The 20,016-nt window shown below is 69.2% G+C and carries 17 protein-coding genes and 1 tRNA gene; 12 read left to right on the top strand and 6 right to left on the bottom strand.

Annotation, left to right across the window (positions count from 1 at the left end):
- Nucleotides 1-14: 14 nt before the first annotated feature.
- Genes DY023_RS09925 through DY023_RS09910 form a run of 4 tightly spaced genes read right to left on the bottom strand, consistent with a single transcriptional unit; the run spans nt 15 to nt 6,368 of the window.
- Nucleotides 15-2,573: a LuxR C-terminal-related transcriptional regulator gene (locus DY023_RS09925; protein ID WP_116242169.1), complete on the bottom strand. Its 2,559-nt coding sequence runs from the start codon at nt 2,571-2,573 to the stop codon at nt 15-17.
- Between the two features lie 11 nt (nt 2,574-2,584).
- Nucleotides 2,585-4,270 (bottom strand): SulP family inorganic anion transporter, encoded by a 1,686-nt coding sequence (locus DY023_RS09920; RefSeq protein ID WP_220347274.1) that lies wholly within the window; start codon nt 4,268-4,270, stop codon nt 2,585-2,587.
- A complete protein-coding gene (locus tag DY023_RS09915; protein WP_116242168.1) occupies nt 4,267-4,989 on the bottom strand; it encodes a GAP family protein in 723 nt (240 codons plus the stop codon). The genes DY023_RS09920 and DY023_RS09915 overlap by 4 nt, the downstream gene beginning before the upstream one ends.
- Entirely contained in the window at nt 4,986-6,368 is a 1,383-nt protein-coding gene (locus DY023_RS09910) for a hypothetical protein (protein WP_116242167.1), read from the bottom strand. The genes DY023_RS09915 and DY023_RS09910 overlap by 4 nt, the downstream gene beginning before the upstream one ends.
- Before the next feature lie 202 nt (nt 6,369-6,570).
- On the opposite strand from DY023_RS09910, the gene DY023_RS09905 reads away from it, so the two are divergent.
- From DY023_RS09905 to DY023_RS09895, 3 genes are all read left to right on the top strand, one after another.
- Nucleotides 6,571-6,655, top strand: a tRNA-Leu gene (locus tag DY023_RS09905).
- A gap of 67 nt (nt 6,656-6,722) precedes the next feature.
- Complete coding sequence (locus DY023_RS09900; protein ID WP_116242166.1) at nt 6,723-8,018, top strand: M20/M25/M40 family metallo-hydrolase; 1,296 nt, start codon at nt 6,723-6,725, stop codon at nt 8,016-8,018.
- 48 nt (nt 8,019-8,066) lie between these two features.
- Nucleotides 8,067-8,894: an undecaprenyl-diphosphate phosphatase gene (locus DY023_RS09895; protein WP_116242165.1), complete on the top strand. Its 828-nt coding sequence runs from the start codon at nt 8,067-8,069 to the stop codon at nt 8,892-8,894.
- A 19-nt stretch (nt 8,895-8,913) separates the two neighbouring features.
- Here DY023_RS09895 and DY023_RS09890 read toward each other — a convergent pair whose 3' ends face one another.
- On the bottom strand, nt 8,914-9,759 hold the full coding sequence (locus tag DY023_RS09890; RefSeq protein WP_116242164.1) for a PAC2 family protein: 846 nt from the start codon (nt 9,757-9,759) through the stop codon (nt 8,914-8,916).
- 69 nt (nt 9,760-9,828) lie between these two features.
- On the opposite strand from DY023_RS09890, the gene DY023_RS09885 reads away from it, so the two are divergent.
- From DY023_RS09885 to lnt, 9 genes are read left to right on the top strand one after another with little or no spacing between them, the layout of a single operon-like run.
- Nucleotides 9,829-10,524 carry an HAD family hydrolase gene (locus DY023_RS09885; protein WP_281271922.1) on the top strand — a complete coding sequence of 232 codons (696 nt, stop codon included), beginning with the start codon at nt 9,829-9,831 and terminating at the stop codon, nt 10,522-10,524.
- Nucleotides 10,521-11,531, top strand: a complete 1,011-nt coding sequence (locus DY023_RS09880) for a tRNA (adenine-N1)-methyltransferase (protein WP_116242162.1) — start codon at nt 10,521-10,523, stop codon at nt 11,529-11,531. The genes DY023_RS09885 and DY023_RS09880 overlap by 4 nt, the downstream gene beginning before the upstream one ends.
- A gap of 10 nt (nt 11,532-11,541) precedes the next feature.
- Nucleotides 11,542-12,438 carry a hypothetical protein gene (locus tag DY023_RS09875; RefSeq protein WP_116242161.1) on the top strand — a complete coding sequence of 299 codons (897 nt, stop codon included), beginning with the start codon at nt 11,542-11,544 and terminating at the stop codon, nt 12,436-12,438.
- Nucleotides 12,438-13,427, top strand: a complete 990-nt coding sequence (locus tag DY023_RS09870; protein ID WP_116242160.1) for a helix-turn-helix transcriptional regulator — start codon at nt 12,438-12,440, stop codon at nt 13,425-13,427. The genes DY023_RS09875 and DY023_RS09870 overlap by 1 nt, the downstream gene beginning before the upstream one ends.
- Nucleotides 13,424-14,407: a helix-turn-helix transcriptional regulator gene (locus DY023_RS09865; RefSeq protein WP_116242159.1), complete on the top strand. Its 984-nt coding sequence runs from the start codon at nt 13,424-13,426 to the stop codon at nt 14,405-14,407. The genes DY023_RS09870 and DY023_RS09865 overlap by 4 nt, the downstream gene beginning before the upstream one ends.
- 35 nt (nt 14,408-14,442) lie before the next feature.
- Nucleotides 14,443-14,682, top strand: a complete 240-nt coding sequence (gene tatA, locus DY023_RS09860; RefSeq protein WP_116242158.1) for a Sec-independent protein translocase subunit TatA — start codon at nt 14,443-14,445, stop codon at nt 14,680-14,682.
- A gap of 59 nt (nt 14,683-14,741) precedes the next feature.
- Entirely contained in the window at nt 14,742-15,503 is a 762-nt protein-coding gene (gene tatC / locus DY023_RS09855) for a twin-arginine translocase subunit TatC (RefSeq protein ID WP_116242157.1), read from the top strand.
- Complete coding sequence (locus DY023_RS09850) at nt 15,500-17,974, top strand: DEAD/DEAH box helicase (RefSeq protein ID WP_116242156.1); 2,475 nt, start codon at nt 15,500-15,502, stop codon at nt 17,972-17,974. Before tatC ends, DY023_RS09850 begins: the two co-directional genes overlap by 4 nt.
- A gap of 7 nt (nt 17,975-17,981) precedes the next feature.
- Nucleotides 17,982-19,529: an apolipoprotein N-acyltransferase gene (gene lnt / locus DY023_RS09845; RefSeq protein ID WP_116242155.1), complete on the top strand. Its 1,548-nt coding sequence runs from the start codon at nt 17,982-17,984 to the stop codon at nt 19,527-19,529.
- On the opposite strand, the gene DY023_RS09840 is transcribed toward lnt, so the two are convergent.
- Nucleotides 19,530-19,913, bottom strand: coding sequence for an RNA polymerase-binding protein RbpA (locus DY023_RS09840; protein WP_116242154.1), 384 nt, complete (start codon nt 19,911-19,913; stop codon nt 19,530-19,532).
- Nucleotides 19,914-20,016: the final 103 nt, after the last annotated feature.

Below are 20,016 nucleotides of genomic sequence, written 5' to 3'. Positions count from 1 at the left end.
CCTGGAATGAGCGGTCAGGCGAACAGCCTGACCGCCTCACGTCGCGAGGCGACCCCCAGCTTGCGATAGATCGCACGCTGGTGGGTCTTCACCGTGTTGATCGAGACGCCCATCGCGTCAGCGATCTCCTGCATGGTCCGACTGCTGCGCAGGTTCGAGAACACCTCGCGCTCCCGATCGGACAGGGACTGCAGCGGGCCGTCCGCTTCGCGGGGCGTGAGACATCCCGTGAGGAACGTCTCGTACTCGGTGCCCCAGGACAGCTGTTCTGCGAGCATCTGCCGCATGTCGAGCCCACCCGCCGCGAACGGTCGGCGCAGGGCCTCGGGGGTCGCGATCTCGAGCGCCTGTTCGACTAGCCCGCGGGCCTGGGCGCGGCGATCCTCCCGCCAGACGACGACGGCCTCGGCCAGCAGCCGGGAGACGCGTACGTACGAGATCGACTCGAAGGGCTCGACCCGACGCAGCATCTGCAGCGCCTCGCGGGCATTCCCCGAGCGGGAGGCCACTCCCGCGAGGACGACGGTGATCAGCGGCAGGTCCGTCGCGTTCTCGTACAGGGCGACCGCCTTGAGGGCCAGGTCCCGGCGGCCGGCCGCCTCGTTCAGCGCGGCGAACGAGGCGTGCCGGAAAGCCTGCCACTCGACGCCCTGCATCGTCTCGGTGGGGATGCCGCGCACTTCGCGCGCGGCCCGCTGACACGCCGGAACATCGCGGGATGCCGCGGCGGCGAAGGCGTACAGCATCCGTGCGGCGCCGGGGAACGATATCGCCGATCCTCCGCTCCGGATCGCCCGCTGCGCTGCGGCGATCGCCTGCGGCTGGTCGTCCCGCCAGTAGGCGGCGAACGCGGCTGCCGTGGCTGCGCTTCCTCCGGCGTAGCTCGCCCAGGATCCCTCGTCGATGAGTTCCAGGCGCTGGGTGAGCACGTCATCGGCGTCGCGAAGCCGTCCCGCCCAGGACAGCGCGTGCGCGAGATGTCCCAGCGAACGACGAGCGAGGGTGGGGTCTCCTGCTGCCTCGGCGTCGGTCGCTGCTGTCGCGAACAGCTGCACCATGAGACCGGGAGCAGCACGTCGGCGCAGTTCGCTCCAGCCCAGCAGATACTGCAGAGCGGCCCGGTCGCCGAGCTCGACGCCCTCCGGCGCCTCCAGCTGCGCGCACACGGTGCCGATCGCCTCGGCGAGTTCAGCACGGTCGTCGATGAGGAACAGCCGGGCGCGCGCCTTCACCTCGTCGAACCCGGGCGTCACCGCCTGTTCGTCGGCGCGGGCGTCGGCGCGCGCCGCGAGCATCATCGCGACGTCGTGGTGGCCGATCACATCCTGGGCACAGGCCCTGATCATCAGGATCCGCGGGTCGTCCGCATAGGGGAGCGGCAGCGACGCGCACCAGCGGTCCAGAGAACCGGCCTCCGAACCCACGACGAGTCGTGTCCAGCCGGCCAGAACCGTCCGCACCGCCGCGTCCGTGTCTCCCGCTCGGATCCAGTACCGGGCGGATGCGAGCGGGTCCTCAGCGGACAGATGCGCCCCCGCTGCGCGGAGGATCTCACGCCGCCGACCGGGATCCCGCTGCTCCAGGATCCGCTCGCACTGATGCGACAGCGCGTCGTGCCATCGGTACAGCGGACCAGTCGCGGTCTCGAAGCGATCGAGGAACAGGCCCATCTGCACACAGCGCTCGAGCAGAGTCCCGGCATCGGCCGCGCCGGTGACGCTCACCGCGAGTTCCGGTGTGAGTGTCGGGCACAGCGCCGCGCTGCGGACGAACCTCTCGATGTCGTCAGGAAGCGTTCCGAGCACGTGCACGTCGATGTAGCGCCTCAGCACGGAATCCTGGCTGTGCGCGACGTGATCCGGGCGCGCCTTCGCCAGCTGCACGGCCCGCACGGCGATCGGCCACCCGCCGGTCTGCTCCAGGATCGCCTCTACGGTGAACGGATGCCGTTCTTCGGCCCGGAGGCCTTCGACTTCGCGGGCGTCGAAGGCGAGATCACTGGCGCGGATCACCGCGCTCGGCGACTGCAGCACGAGACGGCTCAGGGCGATCTCGACGTGGCCGGTGCCGACGATGACGACGCGCAGCGCATCGCAGGCGCCTTCGAGAAGCGCGCCGAGCAGGCCGTCGCCCAGCTCGTCCTCGGCTCTGTGCGCGTCGTCGATCACGAGGTGGATCGGCTGCTCGACGTCCGCCAGCGCCTCGGTGAGCATGTCGAACGAGGCTGCCGGCGCCAGCTCGGCGGCGTCGAATGACAGCAGCTGCGCGAGATCGGCGCGTCCCGTGGAGCGAGCCAGTGCCTGCAGCGCGAGCACGGCGCTCGCGCCGAGCGCGCTGCTGTCCGCATCGAACGGACCCAGTGTCAGCCAGGCGACGTCCCCGTCGTGCGTCGCGGCCCACTCGGCGACCGCCGAAGTCTTGCCGTACCCGCTCGGTGCGATGACCATCGTCGTCGGATGCGATGCCGCCTTGGCGTCCAGCAGCGCCGTCAGCCGAGGGCGCGCCAGATGTCCGCTCTGGGGGGACGGCGGACGGAAGCGATACGTGCGCAGCGATGCGGCTGGGGGAACCATCGTCCCCGATTTTATCGGCCGCCGTCGTTCTTCCTCGACGCGACGATCGCCAGCGCCTCGGCGAGAGAGTCGCCGACCCTCGGACGCACCGGGATGATGTTGCCGCCGCCGATGCGCGCACCGACGCCGGTGGCGTCCAGCTGATCCTGCAGCCGTTCGCCGACACCGACGAGCATCAGCGTGGCGTCCCGAGCCGAGAGCTCGTCGGCATAGTCCCGCACCATGGTGAGGAATGTCACGCCCAGCTCTTCGGAGCCGCGCAGCCGGATGATCACGGTGGCGCCGGCGGAGTCTGCGGTCGGCGTGGGCAGCTGAGCCCGGAAGGACTGCGCCGAGGCGAAGAAGAGGCTGCCGTAGGGCGAGAGGATGACGACCTCGTCGTGCGGCACGACCGCGGGCGGGGAGACTTCGAGCGGGTGCCCGCCGGGATCGTCGAACTGCCACCGCACGATGCGCACGCGATTGGACTGGCGGGCGATGTGCAGCACGATCGAGAGCCCGACGCCGGCGAGCACGGCGTACTGCAGCGGGATCAGCAGGGTCAGCACGAAGGTGACGGCGAACACCGCCGCCTGTGTGGGTCCTGTTCGCAGCACCAGCATCACCTGGTGGATCTTCAGGGTGCGCACGCCGACCAGGATCAGCAGGCCGGCGAGCGCGGGCATCGCGATGTATTCGATGAGCGGTCCGAAGGCGAGCAGGGTGATGATCATCACGACCCCGGCGATGAGGTTCGCCAGGGCGGTCCTCGCGCCGGCGGCGCGGACCAGCGACGTCGCCGACATCGATCCGCCGACCGGCATGCCGCGGAGCAGGCCCGAGGCGATGTTCGCGATGCCCTGGCCACGGAAATCGGCGGATGCGTCGGGGTACTTGCCGTCCGGATTCGGAATGGCGCCGGAGATCGCGGCGCCCTGCACGAGACCGACCAGGGCGATCGAGATGCCGGGGACGATCAGTGCGCCGATCAGACTGAGATCGGGCATCACCGGCATCGGCAGCGAGCGCGTCACCTCGGCGATGTCGCCGATCGTCGCGACGCTGTCATCGGGCAGGACCAGCGCGATCAGCGATCCGGCGACCACCGCGACGACCATGCCGAGCGCGCCCAGCGGGGTGCGCTCCAGCAGCAGGATCAGCGCGATCGTGATCATCCCGACCAGCACCGTCGGCCAGCTGAACTGAGGCACCGACAGGACGGTGTCGAAGAGCTTCATGATCCGGTTCGCGCCGTCGCTGTCGTAACCGGTGATGTTGTCGAGCTGTCCCAGGATGATGTTGATGGCGACGGCGTTGACGAAGCCGATCAGCACCGCGGTGGGGATGAAGCGCACCAGGCTGCCGAGCCGCGCGATCCCGAGGCCGAGCATGACCACGCCGGCGATCAGGGTGAGCATCGCCATCGCTCCCGCGCCGTCGTCGCCCCGGACCTCGGGCACGTCGCTGATGATCACCGCCATCGCACCGGTGGCCTGCACCGTCATGAACACCGAACCGGTGGTGAGAGCGCCCCCCAGGGTGCCGAGCATGTAGCCGTAGAGGCCGTAGAGCGGGCTGACCCCCGCGAGCACGCCCGCCGCCAGCCCGTCGGGAACGCTCTCGACGCCGAGTGCGACACCCGCGCGGATGTCGCCGCCGACCGTGCTGCGGTCGCCGAAGCGCGCCGTCCACCGGCGGAGTTCGGATCGGATGCTCACGCGAGGACTCCTTCCAGGGCGCGGGTGAGCTGCAGGAAGCCGATCAGCAGAAGCAGCCCCGCACTGATGTACCCGTTGTTGTTCATCACCCAGGTGCGCATCCGGCCCACGAAGGGGGCGTCCGCGCCGCGCACCCACAGCACCAGCACCGGGGTGATCACAGGCAGAGCGGCGGCGACCACGAAGCCCGCAGCGATCGCCCGCGCGCTCTGCTCGGAGATGTCGGCATCGATCAGGCTGAGTGCCGTCGCGATCAGGAGAGACATGTTCACGGGATTGAGCACGAAGACGGTGATGCCGAGCACGAAGGACCGCGGAACACTGTAGTGGTCGACGTCGCGCAGCAGACCCGGCAGCTGCGGTGTCGCGGCGGCCAGCTCATCCGGGGTCTCTGCGGTCCCCATCCGCATCACGATGTCGTGCGAGCGGCGGTAGGTCCAGACCGCGGCCGCGATGCAGAGCAGTCCGATCAGCAGGTGCAGCACGGTGCCGGTGAGCCCGCCGGCGTAACCGTAGCCGTCGCCGATCCCGAGCCAGGTGAGCAGCAGCGTCCACAGCATCAGGCTGCCACCGGTCGCGAGCACCCAGCCGACCGCGAAGGCGGTGCCGTTCCGGCGAGCATGCGTCGACACCAGGATGCCGAGCAGCGCCATCACGGAGATGGGGCTGACCATCACACCGAGGGCGATCGGCAGCAGCTGCCAGATGACGCTGATCACCGCACGGCGCCCTCTTCCTGTGCGACCTCGACGGGCTGCTGCTCAGCGGCATCCGCTTCCGCCGCTTCGACGACGGGCGCGCTCCCGGCCGGACGACGCAGGACCTCGAGGAGCAGCAGTGCCACCAGGATGCCGACGACGGTCCAGACCACGGATCCGACGCTGACTGGGCGCGTCATGAACAGGATGAACACGCCCAGGGCGATCACGATCACGATGATCGCGGGCCGCCAGCGATCCAGAGCGGCGCCGAAGCCCCTGGTGTTCAGGCCGCTGCGGTCCGCGCTCTCCCGGGCCTTGGCGAACGCGGCGTTCCCGGACGTGCGCAGCGCCTTCGCAGGCCGCGAGCGTCCGGTGATCCATGCCCCGATCACGACGAAGGCCGAGAGGAGCACCAGCGCAGCGATCACCGAGTGCATCATCTCGGTGATCTGATCGAAGAGGACCTCTGCCGTCGCCGCGGGCATGATCGACGGGCTGACGGTGCCCATGAAGAACATCTTGCCGACGCCGAGGCCGGCCCCGAGAAGCAGGAACGTCGCGACCAGACCGATGCCCGTCGCCAGCAGGGCGCGTGAACGGTTGCGCGCCAGCGCGATTCCGGCCGCAGCCAGTGCGAGTGCGACCCAGGGCAGCCAGTACCCGGCTGCGATCGCGACCTGGTAGACCGTGCGCACCAGCACGAACGCGTCCGCCGTGACCAGGGGGATGGACTTGTGGATCACCGGGATGGATGATGCGAAGCCGAACCCGTTCTCGATCAGCCGCTCCTTGACGCTCTCGATCACGACATCGAGCTCGAGAGACAGCGTCCCGTCGGCGGAGAGCTGGATGGCGGTGCCCTCCTGTCCCTGGATGATCGCGACAGCCCGCGAATGGGTCTGGCGCAGAGCCTGCTCCCACACGTCGGCGAACGCGGGGGAGGCCACCAGCTTGTCGACGGTGGAGGCGATCAGACCGCGGATCCCGTCCGCGGCGGGCGCTGTGAGCAGCCCGATGGCGTCCTGCGCGCGCGGCGGCAGATCCAGCCCCTTGAGCCCGTCTGCCAGGTCGGCGACCATCCCGTCGATGTCGACGTTCTCGTCGATGGCGGTCACGATCTGGTCTGAGACGTAGGCCTGCACCTCCGGGCTATCCGCGAGCGGAGCGAACGTGGCCACGAACCGGTCGGTGTCGACCAGCTCGAGGCGTGCCCAGGTCCCCAGGACCGCCACGGGGGCGAGCAGGATGGCGAGCACGAGCGCGACAGCCGACAGGATGCTGCGGGTCGGATTCCTGCGCTTCTTCGTTGCAGGAGCATCCGAGCGCAGCCCGTCGTTCTCGGCCTCGAGCTCCGCGACGCGACGGCGCAGATCCTCCAGCTCGTCGTTGCCTGCCATGCGAACCCTCCCGTGTCCCGATCCGGCGGTGCTTCGCCGGTACAGGCCCATCCTGCCGGAGTGAGGCGCACTGGCAGAAGAGGTTCATCCCGGAAGGGTGACCGTGTCGGGAGGCGCGCCCGGGGTGCAGCGCCGGTTCGTCCCCGCTCCAGGAACGTGCTAATCTCGATCTTCGGTTGGGAACAGCCGAAAAAACCACCTTGCGCGGGTGGCGGAATAGGTAGACGCGCTAGCTTGAGGTGCTAGTGCCCGATAAGGGCGTGGGGGTTCAAGTCCCCCCTCGCGCACAATGAGAAGGTCCCGGGTCGCAGACCCGGGACCTTCTTCGTTTTCCTGGTTCGATAGCCTTGATCCATGTCCTCAACGCCGCTGCCCGAGGTCGCACGCATCGCGCGCGACTTGATCCGCATCGACACGTCCAACTGGGGCGGGGGCAAGGCGAACGGTGAGCGTGAGGCGGCCGAGTACGTCGGCGCCCACCTCGAGTCGCTGGGCCTCGAGACCGAGTACTACGAGCCGATCCCGCGCCGCACCAACGTCATGGCACGCGTACCGGGGCGGGATCGCAGTCGTCCGGCGCTGGTCGTGCACGGGCACCTCGACGTCGTCCCGGCGGTGGCCGAGGATTGGAGCGTCGACCCGTTCGCCGGAGAGATCCGTGACGGGATGCTCTGGGGCCGTGGTGCCGTCGACATGAAGAACATGGACGCCATGATCCTGGCGTCCGTGGGCGACCTGCTGCGCGCGGGCGAGCAGCCCGAGCGCGATCTCGTCCTCGCGTTCTTCGCAGACGAGGAGAACGGCGGCGTCGAGGGCTCGGCGCTGGTGGTGAAGGAGCGCCCGGAGTGGTTCGCCGGCGCCACCGAGGCCATCAGCGAGGTCGGCGGCTACTCGATCACCGTCGACGACCGCCGGGCCTACCTGCTGCAGGTGGGGGAGAAGGCCCTGATCTGGATCCGGCTCGTCGCTCGCGGCCGTGCCGGACACGGCAGCCGTCTGCATCCCGAGAACGCTCTGACGAGGCTCGCCGAGGCTGTCGCCGCCATCGGGCGCACCCGCTGGCCGATCAGGCTCACACCGACGACCGAGGCTCTGCTGGCCGGGCTGTCGGATCTCACCGGCCGCAGTGCCGATGATCCGGATGCTCTCGCCGCAGCAGCCGGCCCGGCCGAGGCGTTCCTCGCGTCGACCTTCCGCACCACCGCGAATCCGACGGTGCTGCAGGCCGGGTACAAGCACAATGTGATCCCCGAGCGTGCAGAGGCATTGATCGATGTGCGGACCCTGCCGGGCACCGAGGACGACGTGCTCGCCGAGCTGCAGCACATCGTAGGCGACGACGTCGAGATCGAGATCGTGGTCCGGGACATCGGCATGGAGACGCCTTTCTGCGGCGACCTGGTCGACGCGATGGTCGCCGCTCTCGGCCGGCACGACCCTGGTGTTCCCGTGATCCCGTACCTGCTCGGTGCCGGCACCGACAACAAGGCGCTCGCCTCGATCGGCATCACCGGCTACGGCTTCGCTCCACTGCTGCTGCCCGCCGACCTCGACTTCACGGGGATGTTCCACGGAGTCGATGAGCGCGTACCCGTAGACTCACTGAGCTTCGGTCAGCGTGTTCTGGCCGACCTCTTCCGCACCTGCTGACCCGGCCGTAGCCGCGGCCGGCATCGCTCTGTCACGAAAGACCTGTGCATGCACCTGCTCGAAGCACTCCTTCTCGGCATCGTCCAGGGACTCACCGAGTTCCTGCCGATCTCCTCCAGCGCGCACCTGCGCATCGTGGGCACCATGCTCGGTTCGGGCGAGGACCCCGGCGCGGCATTCACCGCGATCACGCAGATCGGCACGGAGGCGGCCGTCGTGGTGTTCTTCTGGCGTGACATCGTGCGGATCATCAGGAGCTGGGCTCTCGCGCTGGTCGGACGCCTGCCGCGCAACGATCCGGATGCCCGGATGGGCTGGCTGATCATCATCGGCAGCATCCCGATCGTGGTGCTCGGCCTGCTGTTCCAGGACCAGATCGAGACCGTGCTCCGGTCGCTGTGGATCGTGGCGATCATGCTGATCGTCTTCGGCGTCCTGCTCGGCATCGCCGACCACATCGGCGCGAAGCGCCGCTCGCTGAACCAGCTGACCTACCCCGACGGCGTCGCCTACGGTTTCGCCCAGGCGCTCGCCCTGATCCCCGGCGTCTCGCGCTCGGGCGGCACGATCACGATGGGCCTGTTCCTCGGCTACGAGCGTGCCGCGGCCGCCCGCTACGCCTTCCTGCTGGCGATCCCCGCAGTGTTCGGCAGCGGCTTCTTCCAGCTCGCCAAGAGCTGGGATGCTCCGGACCAGTACTTCACGATGCCCGAGACCCTCGCCGCCACCGGCATCGCGTTCGTCGTCGCCCTCGGCGTGATCGCGTTCTTCATGAACTGGATCTCCAAGCGCAGCTTCCTGCCGTTCGTGATCTACCGCATCCTGCTGGGCGGTGTGCTCATCGTGCTGCTCGCGACGGGTGTGATCTCGGGCTGAGGCGGTCGGGCGGTCCGCATCAGCGCTTCTGATCCGGACCGTCGCCCCGGCGGCGCAGGTAGCGTTCGAACGCCTGCGCGATCGCGTCGCCGGAAGCATCGGGGGAGTCCCAGGTGTCCCGGGTGCGCTCCAGCTGGCGGATGTACTCGCTCATGTCGTCATCGTCCGCAGCCGCGGCGTCGATCGAGGCCTCCCAGGCGGCGGCCTCGGTGCGGAGGTGCTCACGCGGGACGCCGATCGCCGTGAGCTCTTCGAGCCGGTCCAGCAGGGCGAGCGTCGCCTTCGGAGAAGGCGCGGCGGATGCCACGTAGTGCGGCACGCTTGCCCACAGACTCGCCGTCGGAATGCCGGCGCGCTCCGCGAAGTGCTCCAGGACGCTGAGTATGCCGACGGGGCCCTCGTAGGTCGAGCGCTCCAGGCCGTGCGCCTCGCGCACCTGCTCGTTCTGGCTGGAGGCGAACACCGAGATCGGGCGGGTGTGCGGGACGTCGGACAGCATGGCGCCGAGCGTGACGAAACCGGTGACGTCGTCGCGCAGTGCCACATCGATGAACTCGGAGGCGAACGCCTGCCAGGTGCGCGCCGGTTCGGATCCGGTCAGAAGCCACACCTCGGGGGAGCCGGTCACGACTGCGGGTCTCGACAGTGTCGCCTCCGGCCAGGTCAGCTCGCGTCGGCCCTGCGCATCTATGCGAGTCGCCGGCCTCGTGTACTGGTAGTCGAAGTACAGCTCGGGGTCGGCGCTGTGCACCGTGGTGAACTCGGTGCTGTCGCGGAGCGTGGCGAGGGCGCCGGTCGCGGCTTCGCCGGCGTCGTTCCAGCCGTCGAAGGCGGCGACGATGATGCGCGAGCCGAGGACGTCCATCACTCAAGGCTAGTCGCCGGAGCGCACGGCGGCGCGAGCGCGCGCCGTGGCGCCGGTACCATAGGTGCAGTGAGCACCACTCCCTCTGCCGCCACCCGGCCCGCTGCCGTCCTGTGGGACATGGACGGCACCCTGATCGACACCGAGCCGTACTGGATGGCCGCCGAGACGGTTCTCGTCGAGTCCTACGGCGGAACCTGGACGCACGAGCAGGCGCTGCAGCTGATCGGCAGTGGGCTGCTCGACAGCGCGAGAGTGTTCCAGGCGGCGGGAGTCGACCTGGAGGCGCAGGAGATCGTCGACCGCCTGACCGACAGCGTGTTGGAGGCGCTCCGCACGCAGGGCGTGCCGTTCCGACCCGGCGCACGCGAACTGCTCGCCGACCTTCGGGCGGCGGGCATCCGCACCGCTCTGGTCACCATGTCGCTTCGCCGGATGGCATCCGACGTCGTCGACCTGATCGACTTCGACGCCTTCGACCTCGTCGTCGCCGGCGACGACGTGGAGCTTCCGAAGCCGCATCCGGAGCCCTATCTGCGGGCGGCCGAGCTGCTGGGCGTCGACATCGCCGACACCGTGGCGATCGAGGACTCCCGCACCGGTGTCGCCTCGGGCGTGGCATCCGGCGCCGTGACCGTCGGCGTGCCCAACCTGATCCCGCTCGACGGCCTCGGTGCGCATGAGCTCTGGGAGACGCTCGCGGGCCGTACCGCGGACGATGTGATCGCACTGCACGCGCAGCACGCGAAGGAGGTCGTCCGATGACCGCGGCACGGCCGAGCGGCCCGTTCCGCGAGGGTGACCGGGTGCAGCTGACCGGCCCGAAGGGGCGCATGCACACGATCACGCTGCGTGCCGACGGCGAATTGCACACCCACCACGGCGTGCTCCGTCACGCCGATCTCGTCGGGCTGCCGGACGGGTCCGTCGTCACGAACAGCTCGGGCCACGACTATCTCGCGCTGCGGCCGTTGCTGCGCGACTTCGCGATGTCGATGCCGCGCGGAGCGGCGATCGTGTATCCGAAGGATGCCGCGCAGATCGTGATGCAGGCGGACATCTTCCCGGGGGCGACGGTGGTCGAGGCCGGCGTCGGCTCGGGTGCCCTGTCGCTCGCGCTGCTGCGGGCGATCGGCTCGGACGGAGCGCTCACCTCGTTCGAGCGCCGCGAGGACTTCGCCGAAGTCGCGATGGCGAACGTCGAGACGTTCTTCGGTGAGACCCCAGACACCTGGCGCGTGGTCGTCGGCGATCTCGCCGAGCAGCTCGGCGCCGAGTTCGAGGCGGGCACCGTGGACCGCGTGGTCCTGGACATGCTCGCGCCCTGGGACTGCATGGACGCCGTCGCGGACGCCCTCACGCCCGGCGGTGTGGTGATCTGCTACATCGCCACCGCCACCCAGCTCTCCCGCGTCGCGGAGTACATCCGCGCCACCGGCCTGTTCACCGACCCCGAGGCCTCCGAGACCATGGTGCGCGGATGGCACGTCGAGGGCCTCGCCGTGCGTCCCGATCACCGTATGGTCGCGCACACCGGCTTCCTTCTCACGGCGCGCAGGCTGGCGCCGGGGGCGATTCCGCCCGAGGTCCGCCGCCGCGCCTCGAAGACCAGCTTCTCGGACGAGGACGTCGAATTGTGGACACCGGGCGCCGTCGGCGATCGCGAGATCACCGACAAGAACCTGCGCAAGCGGGTGCGGGAGGCGCAGAAGGCCGCCGACGGCGCGCGCATCGCCGCCTCTGCGCGCGAATCGGACTCGGCGACGGAATAGACTGGAGCGCGTGCGTAAAACGTCCGCAGCTCTCGCCGCCCTCGCCCTGTCCGCCGTCGCTCTGAGCGGATGCTCGGCCGCGCCGACCTTCGCCGGGGCGACCTGTGATCGCACCGGCTCCGCGAACGGGATCGACGAGGATGTGACCGTCAGCGGCGATCTCGGCAGCGTGCCGGAGCTCGAGCTGATCGGCCCGCTGAAGACCGAGCAGGTCTCGTTCTTCGACGCCGAGGTCGGCGACGGAGACCCGCTGGTCGACCCGAACCAGGTGTTCGTCGGCGGGTTCGCGATGTACTCCGGCACGACCGGCGAGATGATCCAGAACGTCGGCTTCGACGGTCAGGGCCAGCTGTTCACGATCAGCACGATCGAGCAGGGCCTGCAGGGCGTCGACCTCACCAAGGCGCTGGAGTGCGCCACCGGCGGGAGCCGGGTCGTGGTCGCCGCTCCGGCGAGCAAGAAGGGCGACAGCGTGATCGCCGTCTTCGACATCGAGAGCACCATGCTCTCCCGCGCCGAGGGCAGCGACGTCTTCAACAACGCCCGGGGTATCCCCACGGTGGTCCGCAACCCCTCGGACGGACGGCCGGGCATCATCATCCCGGACGGCGACGCTCCGACGAAGACCGTCACCGAGACCCTCATCGCAGGAGAGGGCGACGTGGTCGGTGACGCCCAGCCGTTCTTCGCCTACACCGCCGTCGGCTGGAACGACCGCGAGGTCGCTGAGAGCAGCTGGGGCAAACTGCCCGAGGCCGACCTCTCGAAACTGCCTCAGCAGGTCGCCGATGCGGTGAAGGCGGCGACCGTCGGATCGCAGGTCCTCGTCGTCGTGCCCGGCGAGGGCGATGCGCAGGCTGTGGCATACGTCGTCGACATCCTCGGTTCGGTGCCCGCGAGCAACTGATGGCCGCCACGATCCCCGCGGAGGAGCGCCTCACCAACCTGATCGTGGCGCTGATGGCCACGCGGATCGGCCTGACCAAGCAGCAGATCCTCGACAGCGTCTCCGGATACCGTCAGCGCGCCGAGGCCGGCGCGAAGGCCGACGCCCTCGAGAAGATGTTCGAGCGCGACAAGGACCAGCTTCGCGCCCTGGGCGTGCGCGTCGAGACGATCGGCGACGCCGCCGATCCGAACGACCTGCGCGAGGCCCGCTACCGCATCCCGCAGGAGGAGTACGACCTTCCAGGAGACATCGCGTTCAGCCCGGCGGAACTCGCGGTGCTGCGGCTGGCAGGCAGCGTCTGGAGCGCCGAGTCCGCATCATCCGATGCGCAGGCCGGTGTCCGCAAGATCCGCGCACTGGGCATCGACGGTGACGAGCCGATCATCGGCTTCGCGCCGCGGATCACGGTGCGGGATGCCGCATTCGCGCCCCTTCAAGACGCGATCGAGCGCTCCCGCGTCGTGACCTTCGACTACCTCAAACCGGGCGAGGAGCGCCCGCAGAGCCGGCGGCTGCGGCCTCTCGCTCTGCTCGACTACGAGGCCCGCTGGCACGTCTACGGCATCGACGTGGATGCGGAGGCGGAGCGCACGTTCCTGCTCAGCCGCATCGTCGGCGCCGTGAAGGTCACCGCGCAGTCCTTCGACTCCTCACTCCGCGAGGGCGCGGGGGATCGGGCACTGTCCGGTCTCGAGCAGGTCGCCGCCACGCACTCCGCACTGCTGGAGGTCGAGCCGGGCACCGAGGCCGCGCTGCGACTCGGACGCCGGGCGACACCTGCCGTGCAGGGCATCCGGGTGCCCTACGTGGACCGCGACATCCTCGCCGACGAGCTGGCCTCCTACGGACCCGAGGTGCGCGTCGTCGAACCGGCGGAGCTGCGCGTCGCCGTCGTCGAACGACTGCGCGGGGTCCTCGCCGCACACGATGACGGGGAGCACGCATGAGCGATCCGAAACCCCTTCTCGCCGCCGACCGCGTGCGCGTCTACCTCACCCTCGTGCCGTACCTGCTCGAACGCGGCCAGGTCTCGCTGGCCGAGGCGGCCGCTGAATTCGGCGTGAGCGTGCCGGAGATGCGCGCCATGGTCGAGAAGCTGACGGTGATCGGCCTCCCCGGCGAGGACGGCTTCTGGCAGCAGCCGCAGGAGATGTTCGACATCGACTGGGACCTGCTCGACGAGCACGACGTGATCGAGATCACCAACGACGTGGCGCTGCGCCGTGTGCCGCGCTTCACGGCCCGCGAGGCCGCAGCGCTGCTGGCAGGACTGCAGATGGTCGCCGCGGTGCCCGCCGTGTCGGATTCCGGCTTGGTGGCGGGTCTGCTGGCGAAGCTGGCCCGCGGTGCGGTCGACGCGCCCGCCGATGTCGTGGTCGCCCCTCGTCAGGTGGGGGAGGTGCAGGAGGTCGTCTCGCGTGCGCTGAACGACGGCGTCGCCGTCTCGTTCGCCTATCAGGCGCCGGATGCCTCGCCGACGGTGCGCACGGTCGACCCGGTGCAGGTGCTCATCACCGACGGGCAGTGGTACCTGCAGGGCTGGTGCCATCTGCGCCAGGCGATGCGCACCTTCCACCTCGACCGGGTCAGTGACGCCCGTCTCACGGACATCGCCATCACGCACGGCGCCGAGGGTGTGCCTGACGCGTTCGGGACGGCTCCGACCGACGACACGGTGACGGTGCGCATCCCGGAGGGGCTCGCGCCGCTGCTGAGCGGTTTCCGGTCGGAAGAGGTGTCGCGATCGGACGGCGAGGTCACCCTGCGCCTGCGCATGGCGGACCCCCGGGGGATCAAGCGCTTCGCGGCGCGTTTCGCCGGCAGGATGCAGGTGCTCGAACCCGCTACGGCGCGCACGGCCACCCGTGACTGGGCAATCGCAGGACTGGCGCTGTACCGTGACCCGGAGTCCGCCGACCACGGGTAGACTGAACGCCACTACCCATCAATGAGGAGACTTCCATGGCTGGCCTGACCGGATGGCACCTGCTCGCCATTCTCATCGTTGTCCTGCTTCTTTTCGGTGCGGCGAAGCTGCCGGCACTCGCGAAGAGCGTCGGACAGTCCGCCCGCGTGTTCAAGGGCGAGATGAAGGCGATGAAGGACGACGACGCGACCGCAGCACAGACAGAGGCGGCGCCCGAGAGCGGTTCGACCGGACCGCAGAAGGACGCACCGTCCAGCGCTGACAAGACCAGCTGACGGCGGTGGCAGTGACTGATTCCTCGCCCGTCGAGGAACAGCCTCGCCACGACCGTCGGATGTCGCTCGGCGCGCATCTGCGCGAGCTCCGCAAGCGTTTGACGATCGCGGCGATCACGATCGTCGTCGCGATGATCGTGGCGTTCTTCGTGACGGATCCGATCATCGACTTCATCTCGCGTCCGATCGCTGATCTGCAGAACGAGCGGGGCGTGAACTACGTCTCGCTGAACTTCGGCACCGTGACCGCGGCGTTCGACCTTCGCATGCGCATGGCGTTCGCGATCGGACTGACGCTGGCGGCGCCGGTGTGGCTGTGGCAGATCTGGGCGTTCATCATGCCCGGTCTGACGCGCAAAGAGGTCAAGTACACGATCGGATTCGTCGCCGCGGCGATCCCGCTGTTCTTCGCGGGCTGCTACACCGCGATGATCGTCAGTCCGCACGTCATCGAGATGCTGGTCGGCTTCACACCGCAGACCGGCACCAGCTTCATGAGCGCCCGTGAGTACTACGACTTCATCTTCAAGCTGATGATCGTGGTGGGCATTTCGTTCGTGACGCCGGTGTTCATGATCGGCCTGAACATGGCGGGCATCCTGACGGGCAAGGCGATCTTCAAGGGCTGGCGCTGGGCCATCCTGGTGGCGATCGTGTTCTCGGCGATCGCGACGCCGCCCGCCGACGTGGTGAGCATGTTCCTGCTGGCCGGCATCCTGACGGTGCTGTACTTCGCGGCCGGCGGGCTCGCGCTGATCTTCGACAAGCGCAAGCGCAAGCGCATGATCGCGATGGGGCTCGACCCCGATCTGCCCGCATGAGTTCGGCCGCCGATCGCTTCGCCGAGGCGAACGACCGACGCGACCACCCGCAGGCGTCGGCGTTCGCCGCGCAGTTGCGTTTCCGCCTGGATCCGTTCCAGGTGGCGGCGTGTCAGTCGCTCGAGCGCGGACGCAGCGTGCTCGTGGCCGCGCCGACCGGCGCGGGCAAGACGATCGTCGGCGAGTTCGCGATCCATCTCGCCATGCAGACGCCCGGTGACAAGGCGTTCTACACCACGCCGATGAAGGCGCTGTCGAACCAGAAGTTCCGCGAGCTGGTCGACGTCTACGGTGAGGACGAGGTCGGTCTGCTCACCGGAGACACGAACATCAACGGCAGTGCGCGCGTGGTGGTCATGACCACCGAGGTGCTGCGCAACATGCTCTATGCGGACTCGCCGGCGCTCACCGGTCTGCGGTACGTCGTGATGGACGAGGTGCACTACCTCGCCGACCGATTCCGCGGTCCGGTCTGGGAAGAGGTCATCCTCCATCTGCCGCCGCAGGTGAGGCTGGTGTCGCTCAGCGCGACCGTGTCCAACGCCGAGGAGTTCGGCGACTGGCTCGACACCGTGCGCGGCGACACCGACGTGATCGTGTCCGAGACCCGGCCCGTGCCGCTCGAGCAGCACGTGCTGGTGCGCGATGACCTGCTGCCGCTGTTCGACGACAGAGCAGGCATCGCCACCGCGCAGGTGAATCAGGAGCTCATGCGCATCCGTTCCTTCACCGGATCGCGGTACGACGACAACAGGCGCGCGCAGGAGTATCGCAGCGCGCGGCACGCGGGCCGGCAGGCCCAGCGCCCGCCGCGCGGCGGGAAGCGGCCGGTGCGCTCCTCCAACGTCCGTCGGATCGAACGGATGGATCGCCCCGAGGTCGTGCGTCTGCTCGACAACGCGAATCTGCTGCCGGCGATCTTCTTCATCTTCAGCCGGGTCGGCTGCGATGCGGCCGTGCAGCAGGTGCGGCGCTCCGGGCTGCGGCTCACGACCGCCGAGGAGCGCACCGAGATCCGCGAGATCGTGAACGATCGCACGCGGGCGCTGAAGGACGAGGACCTCGACGTGCTCGGGTTCTGGCAGTGGCGCGATGATCTCGAGCGCGGTGTGGCCTCGCACCACGCCGGTCTTCTGCCCGCGTTCAAGGAGGTCGTGGAAGAACTCTTCCAGCGCAAGTTGCTCAAGGCCGTCTTCGCCACGGAGACCCTCGCACTCGGCATCAACATGCCGGCCCGCACGGTCGTGCTGGAGAAGATGGAGAAGTTCAACGGCGAGGCGCGTGTCGCGATCACGTCGGGGGAGTACACCCAGCTCACCGGCCGTGCCGGGCGTCGCGGCATCGATGTCGAAGGACACGCGGTCGTCCAGTGGACCGAAGGGATGGATCCGCAGGCGGTCGCCGCTCTGGCCTCCCGCCGCACCTACCCTCTCAACTCCAGTTTCCGTCCGACCTACAACATGGCGGTCAACCTCATCGACCGCTTCGGGCGCGCGCGTGCGCGCGAGATCCTGGAGTCCTCCTTCGCGCAGTTCCAGGCCGACCGCGCTGTCGTGGGTCTGGCGCGTCAGGTGAAGGAGGCCGAGACGTCGCTCGCCGGCTACGTCGAGGCGATGACCTGCGAGCACGGAGACTTCACCGAGTACGCCGGCATCCGGCGCGAACTGAGCGATCTCGAGAAGAAGCACCGCAAGGATGCCGCCGCTCCTCGCGCGGTGCGCGACAAGCGGCTGCACAAGATCCAACAGTTGCGCACGCGGATGCAGCGGCACCCCTGCCACTCCTGCCCCGACCGCGAGGCACACGCCCGCTGGGCCGAGCGGTACTGGAAGCTCAAGCGCGAGACGGACCGCACCCGTCGTCAGATCGAGAACCGCACCGGCACCGTGGCGCGGATCTTCGACCGCGTGCTCGAGGTGCTGCAGGCGGTCCACTACGTCACCGGCGAGGGCGACGACCTCCAGCTGACGGATGCCGGACGCACGATGCGCCGCATCTACGGCGAACGCGACCTGCTGGTCGCTGAGGCCCTGCGCCAGGGAATCTGGAAGCAGCTGGACGCGCCCTCTCTGGCCGCGATGGCGTGCTGCCTGGTCTACGAGCCGCGCCGTGACGAGCAGAATGCGGGGGAGCGGGGCATGCCGCGCGGCGCCTTCCGCATCGCCTACGACCGCACCATCGAGCTGTGGGCGCAGCTCGACGACCTGGAGCACGACCACAGGCTGCCGGGCACCGAGCCGCTGGCGCCCGGTCTCGCCGCCGCGATGCACGAGTGGGCACGCGGAGGCATGCTGGATCGGGTGCTCATCGAGGCGGACATGGCGGCCGGGGACTTCGTCCGCTGGACGAAACAGACCATCGACCTGCTCGATCAGCTCTCCATCGTCGCCGAGGACGGGGATCTCGCCCGCACCGCGCGACGCGCTCTCGACGGCGTGCGCCGGGGCATCGTCGCCTATTCAGGACTGTAGGCCCCGGATGCCCGACACGGACCGCTCCGCGCCCGTCGACAGATCAGCGCGGCCGCAGCCGCTGCTGCCGCTCTGGCTCGCCCTGCCCGCGGCAGCCCTTGCCGCACTGCTCATGCGCGCGGCCTTCCCGGAGCCCGCCGTCTGGCCCCTGGTGTTCCCCGGTACGGCGCTGCTGCTGCTCGCGCTGATCGGACGACGGGCCTGGGGCGCGATCCTGGTCGGACTCGTATACGGCCTGCTGTTCTTCGGACTGCTCGTCTCCTGGACGAGCCGCTACCTCGGGACCATCCCGTGGTCCGCACTGACCGTCGTCGAGGGCGGGCTCACCGCCGTCGCCCTGCTGCCGATCGCCCTCGCCTACCGCTGGGTGCCGCCCGTCTGGCCACGGGGGAGGCTGTTCACCCTTCCGGTGCTGGTCGGCGCACTCTGGACGGGCCACGAGCTGTTCCTCGGCAACTGGCCGTACGGCGGATTCCCCTGGGCGCGGCTCGGGATGACGCAGTCGGAGAGTCCGCTCGGGTCCGTGACCTCCTGGGCAGGGGTGAGTGGACTGAGCTTCCTCATCGTCACCACCACGGCCCTGCTGATCGAAGTGGCGCGCACGGGAGCTTGGCGCCGTCCACTGCATCTGATCGCGCCGGCGGCGCTTGCGATCGTCCTGCTGCTCACGCCCCTGTTCCCGACATCGGTGGCGGGCGACATGCGGATCGGCGCCGTGCAGGGGAACGGCCCGACCGGCTACTTCGACGATCGCGAGCCGTACTCGGTCATCGATTCCCAGATGGCGGCGACCGAGCCGCTGTACGGCCGGGATCTCGATCTCGTCGTCTGGCCGGAGGGTTCGGCGGGCTATGACCCGTTCCAGGATCCGGCGACGGCGCGTCGCCTCACGCGAGTCGTGACCGAGGCCGGAGCGCCGCTGCTGGCGAACACCGCCACCGAGCGGGGCGACGACATCTTCAACACCTCGTTCCTGTGGACCTCCGACGGAACCGCGGACCAGATTCATGACAAGCGGCATCCGGTGCCCTTCGGGGAGTACGTACCGGATCGGGCGTTCTACAACGCCATCGTCCCCGACTTGATCGGGCTGCTGCAGCGCGAGTACACCCCGGGCTCCAACCCGCCCCTCATGCAGGTCGGCGACGTGCTCGTGGGCCTCGCGATCTGCTTCGACGTCATCTACGACGAGGTCATCCGCGAAGGCGTCACCGGCGGGGCTCAGGTGTTGATCTTCCAGACCAACAACGCGGACTTCCGCGGCACCGACGAGAACCTGCAGCAGCTCGCCTACGCGCGCACGCGGGCCATCGAGACCGGCCGCAGCGTCGTGAACATCTCCACGGTGGGCACCAGCCAGACCATCCGTCCTGACGGCTCCACCATGTCCACGCTGGACGCGGATGAGGCCGGTGCGCTGCTCGACGATGTCGAGCTTCGCACCGGCCTCACGGCGGGAGTCGTGGTCGGACCCTGGCTTCAGCAGGTCCTGCTGTGGGGCGGGCTCGCCGGGCTGGTGCTCAGCGGCGTCCTCGCCCGACGGCGTCGGGCCTGATCAGGCGCCGATCTTCTGGCGAGTCGGGTCGTCGCCGGCGCCGCGACGGGCGCGGATGTAGGCGAGCCGCTCCTCGAGCAGCTCTTCCAGCTCGGCGCGCGTGCGGCGCTCGAGCAACATGTCCCAGTGCGTGCGGGCGGCCTTCTCGTCGTCCTCGGCGGGCTTCACCGGCTTGCCGTCGACCTCGAGCAGTGCGTCGGCGCCGCAGGAACGGCACTCCCAGGTCTGCGGGGGCTCCGCGTCGGCCGCGAACATCAGGGTGGTCTCGTGCCCGCAAGCCGGGCACGCGTAGGTGGTGGCGCTCCGCTCCATGAACACGACGCCCTCTTCGCTCTGTAGGCTCTGGGCGCCGAGTCGGATGCCGCGCAGGCTGCGATCTGCCATTTTGTGGTCCTCTCGTCGCTGTCAGGTATAACGAACCTGCCTGTGCGGATCATCCACAGGGCCTGAATCTTAGACCCTTTCACAGCGGAATCCCAGCACCGGC

Origin of the sequence: Microbacterium bovistercoris, assembly GCF_003387575.1 — a bacterium.
GTDB classification, from domain to species: Bacteria; Actinomycetota; Actinomycetes; order Actinomycetales; family Microbacteriaceae; genus Microbacterium; species Microbacterium bovistercoris.
This window is presented reverse-complemented; position numbering and strand designations above follow the sequence as displayed.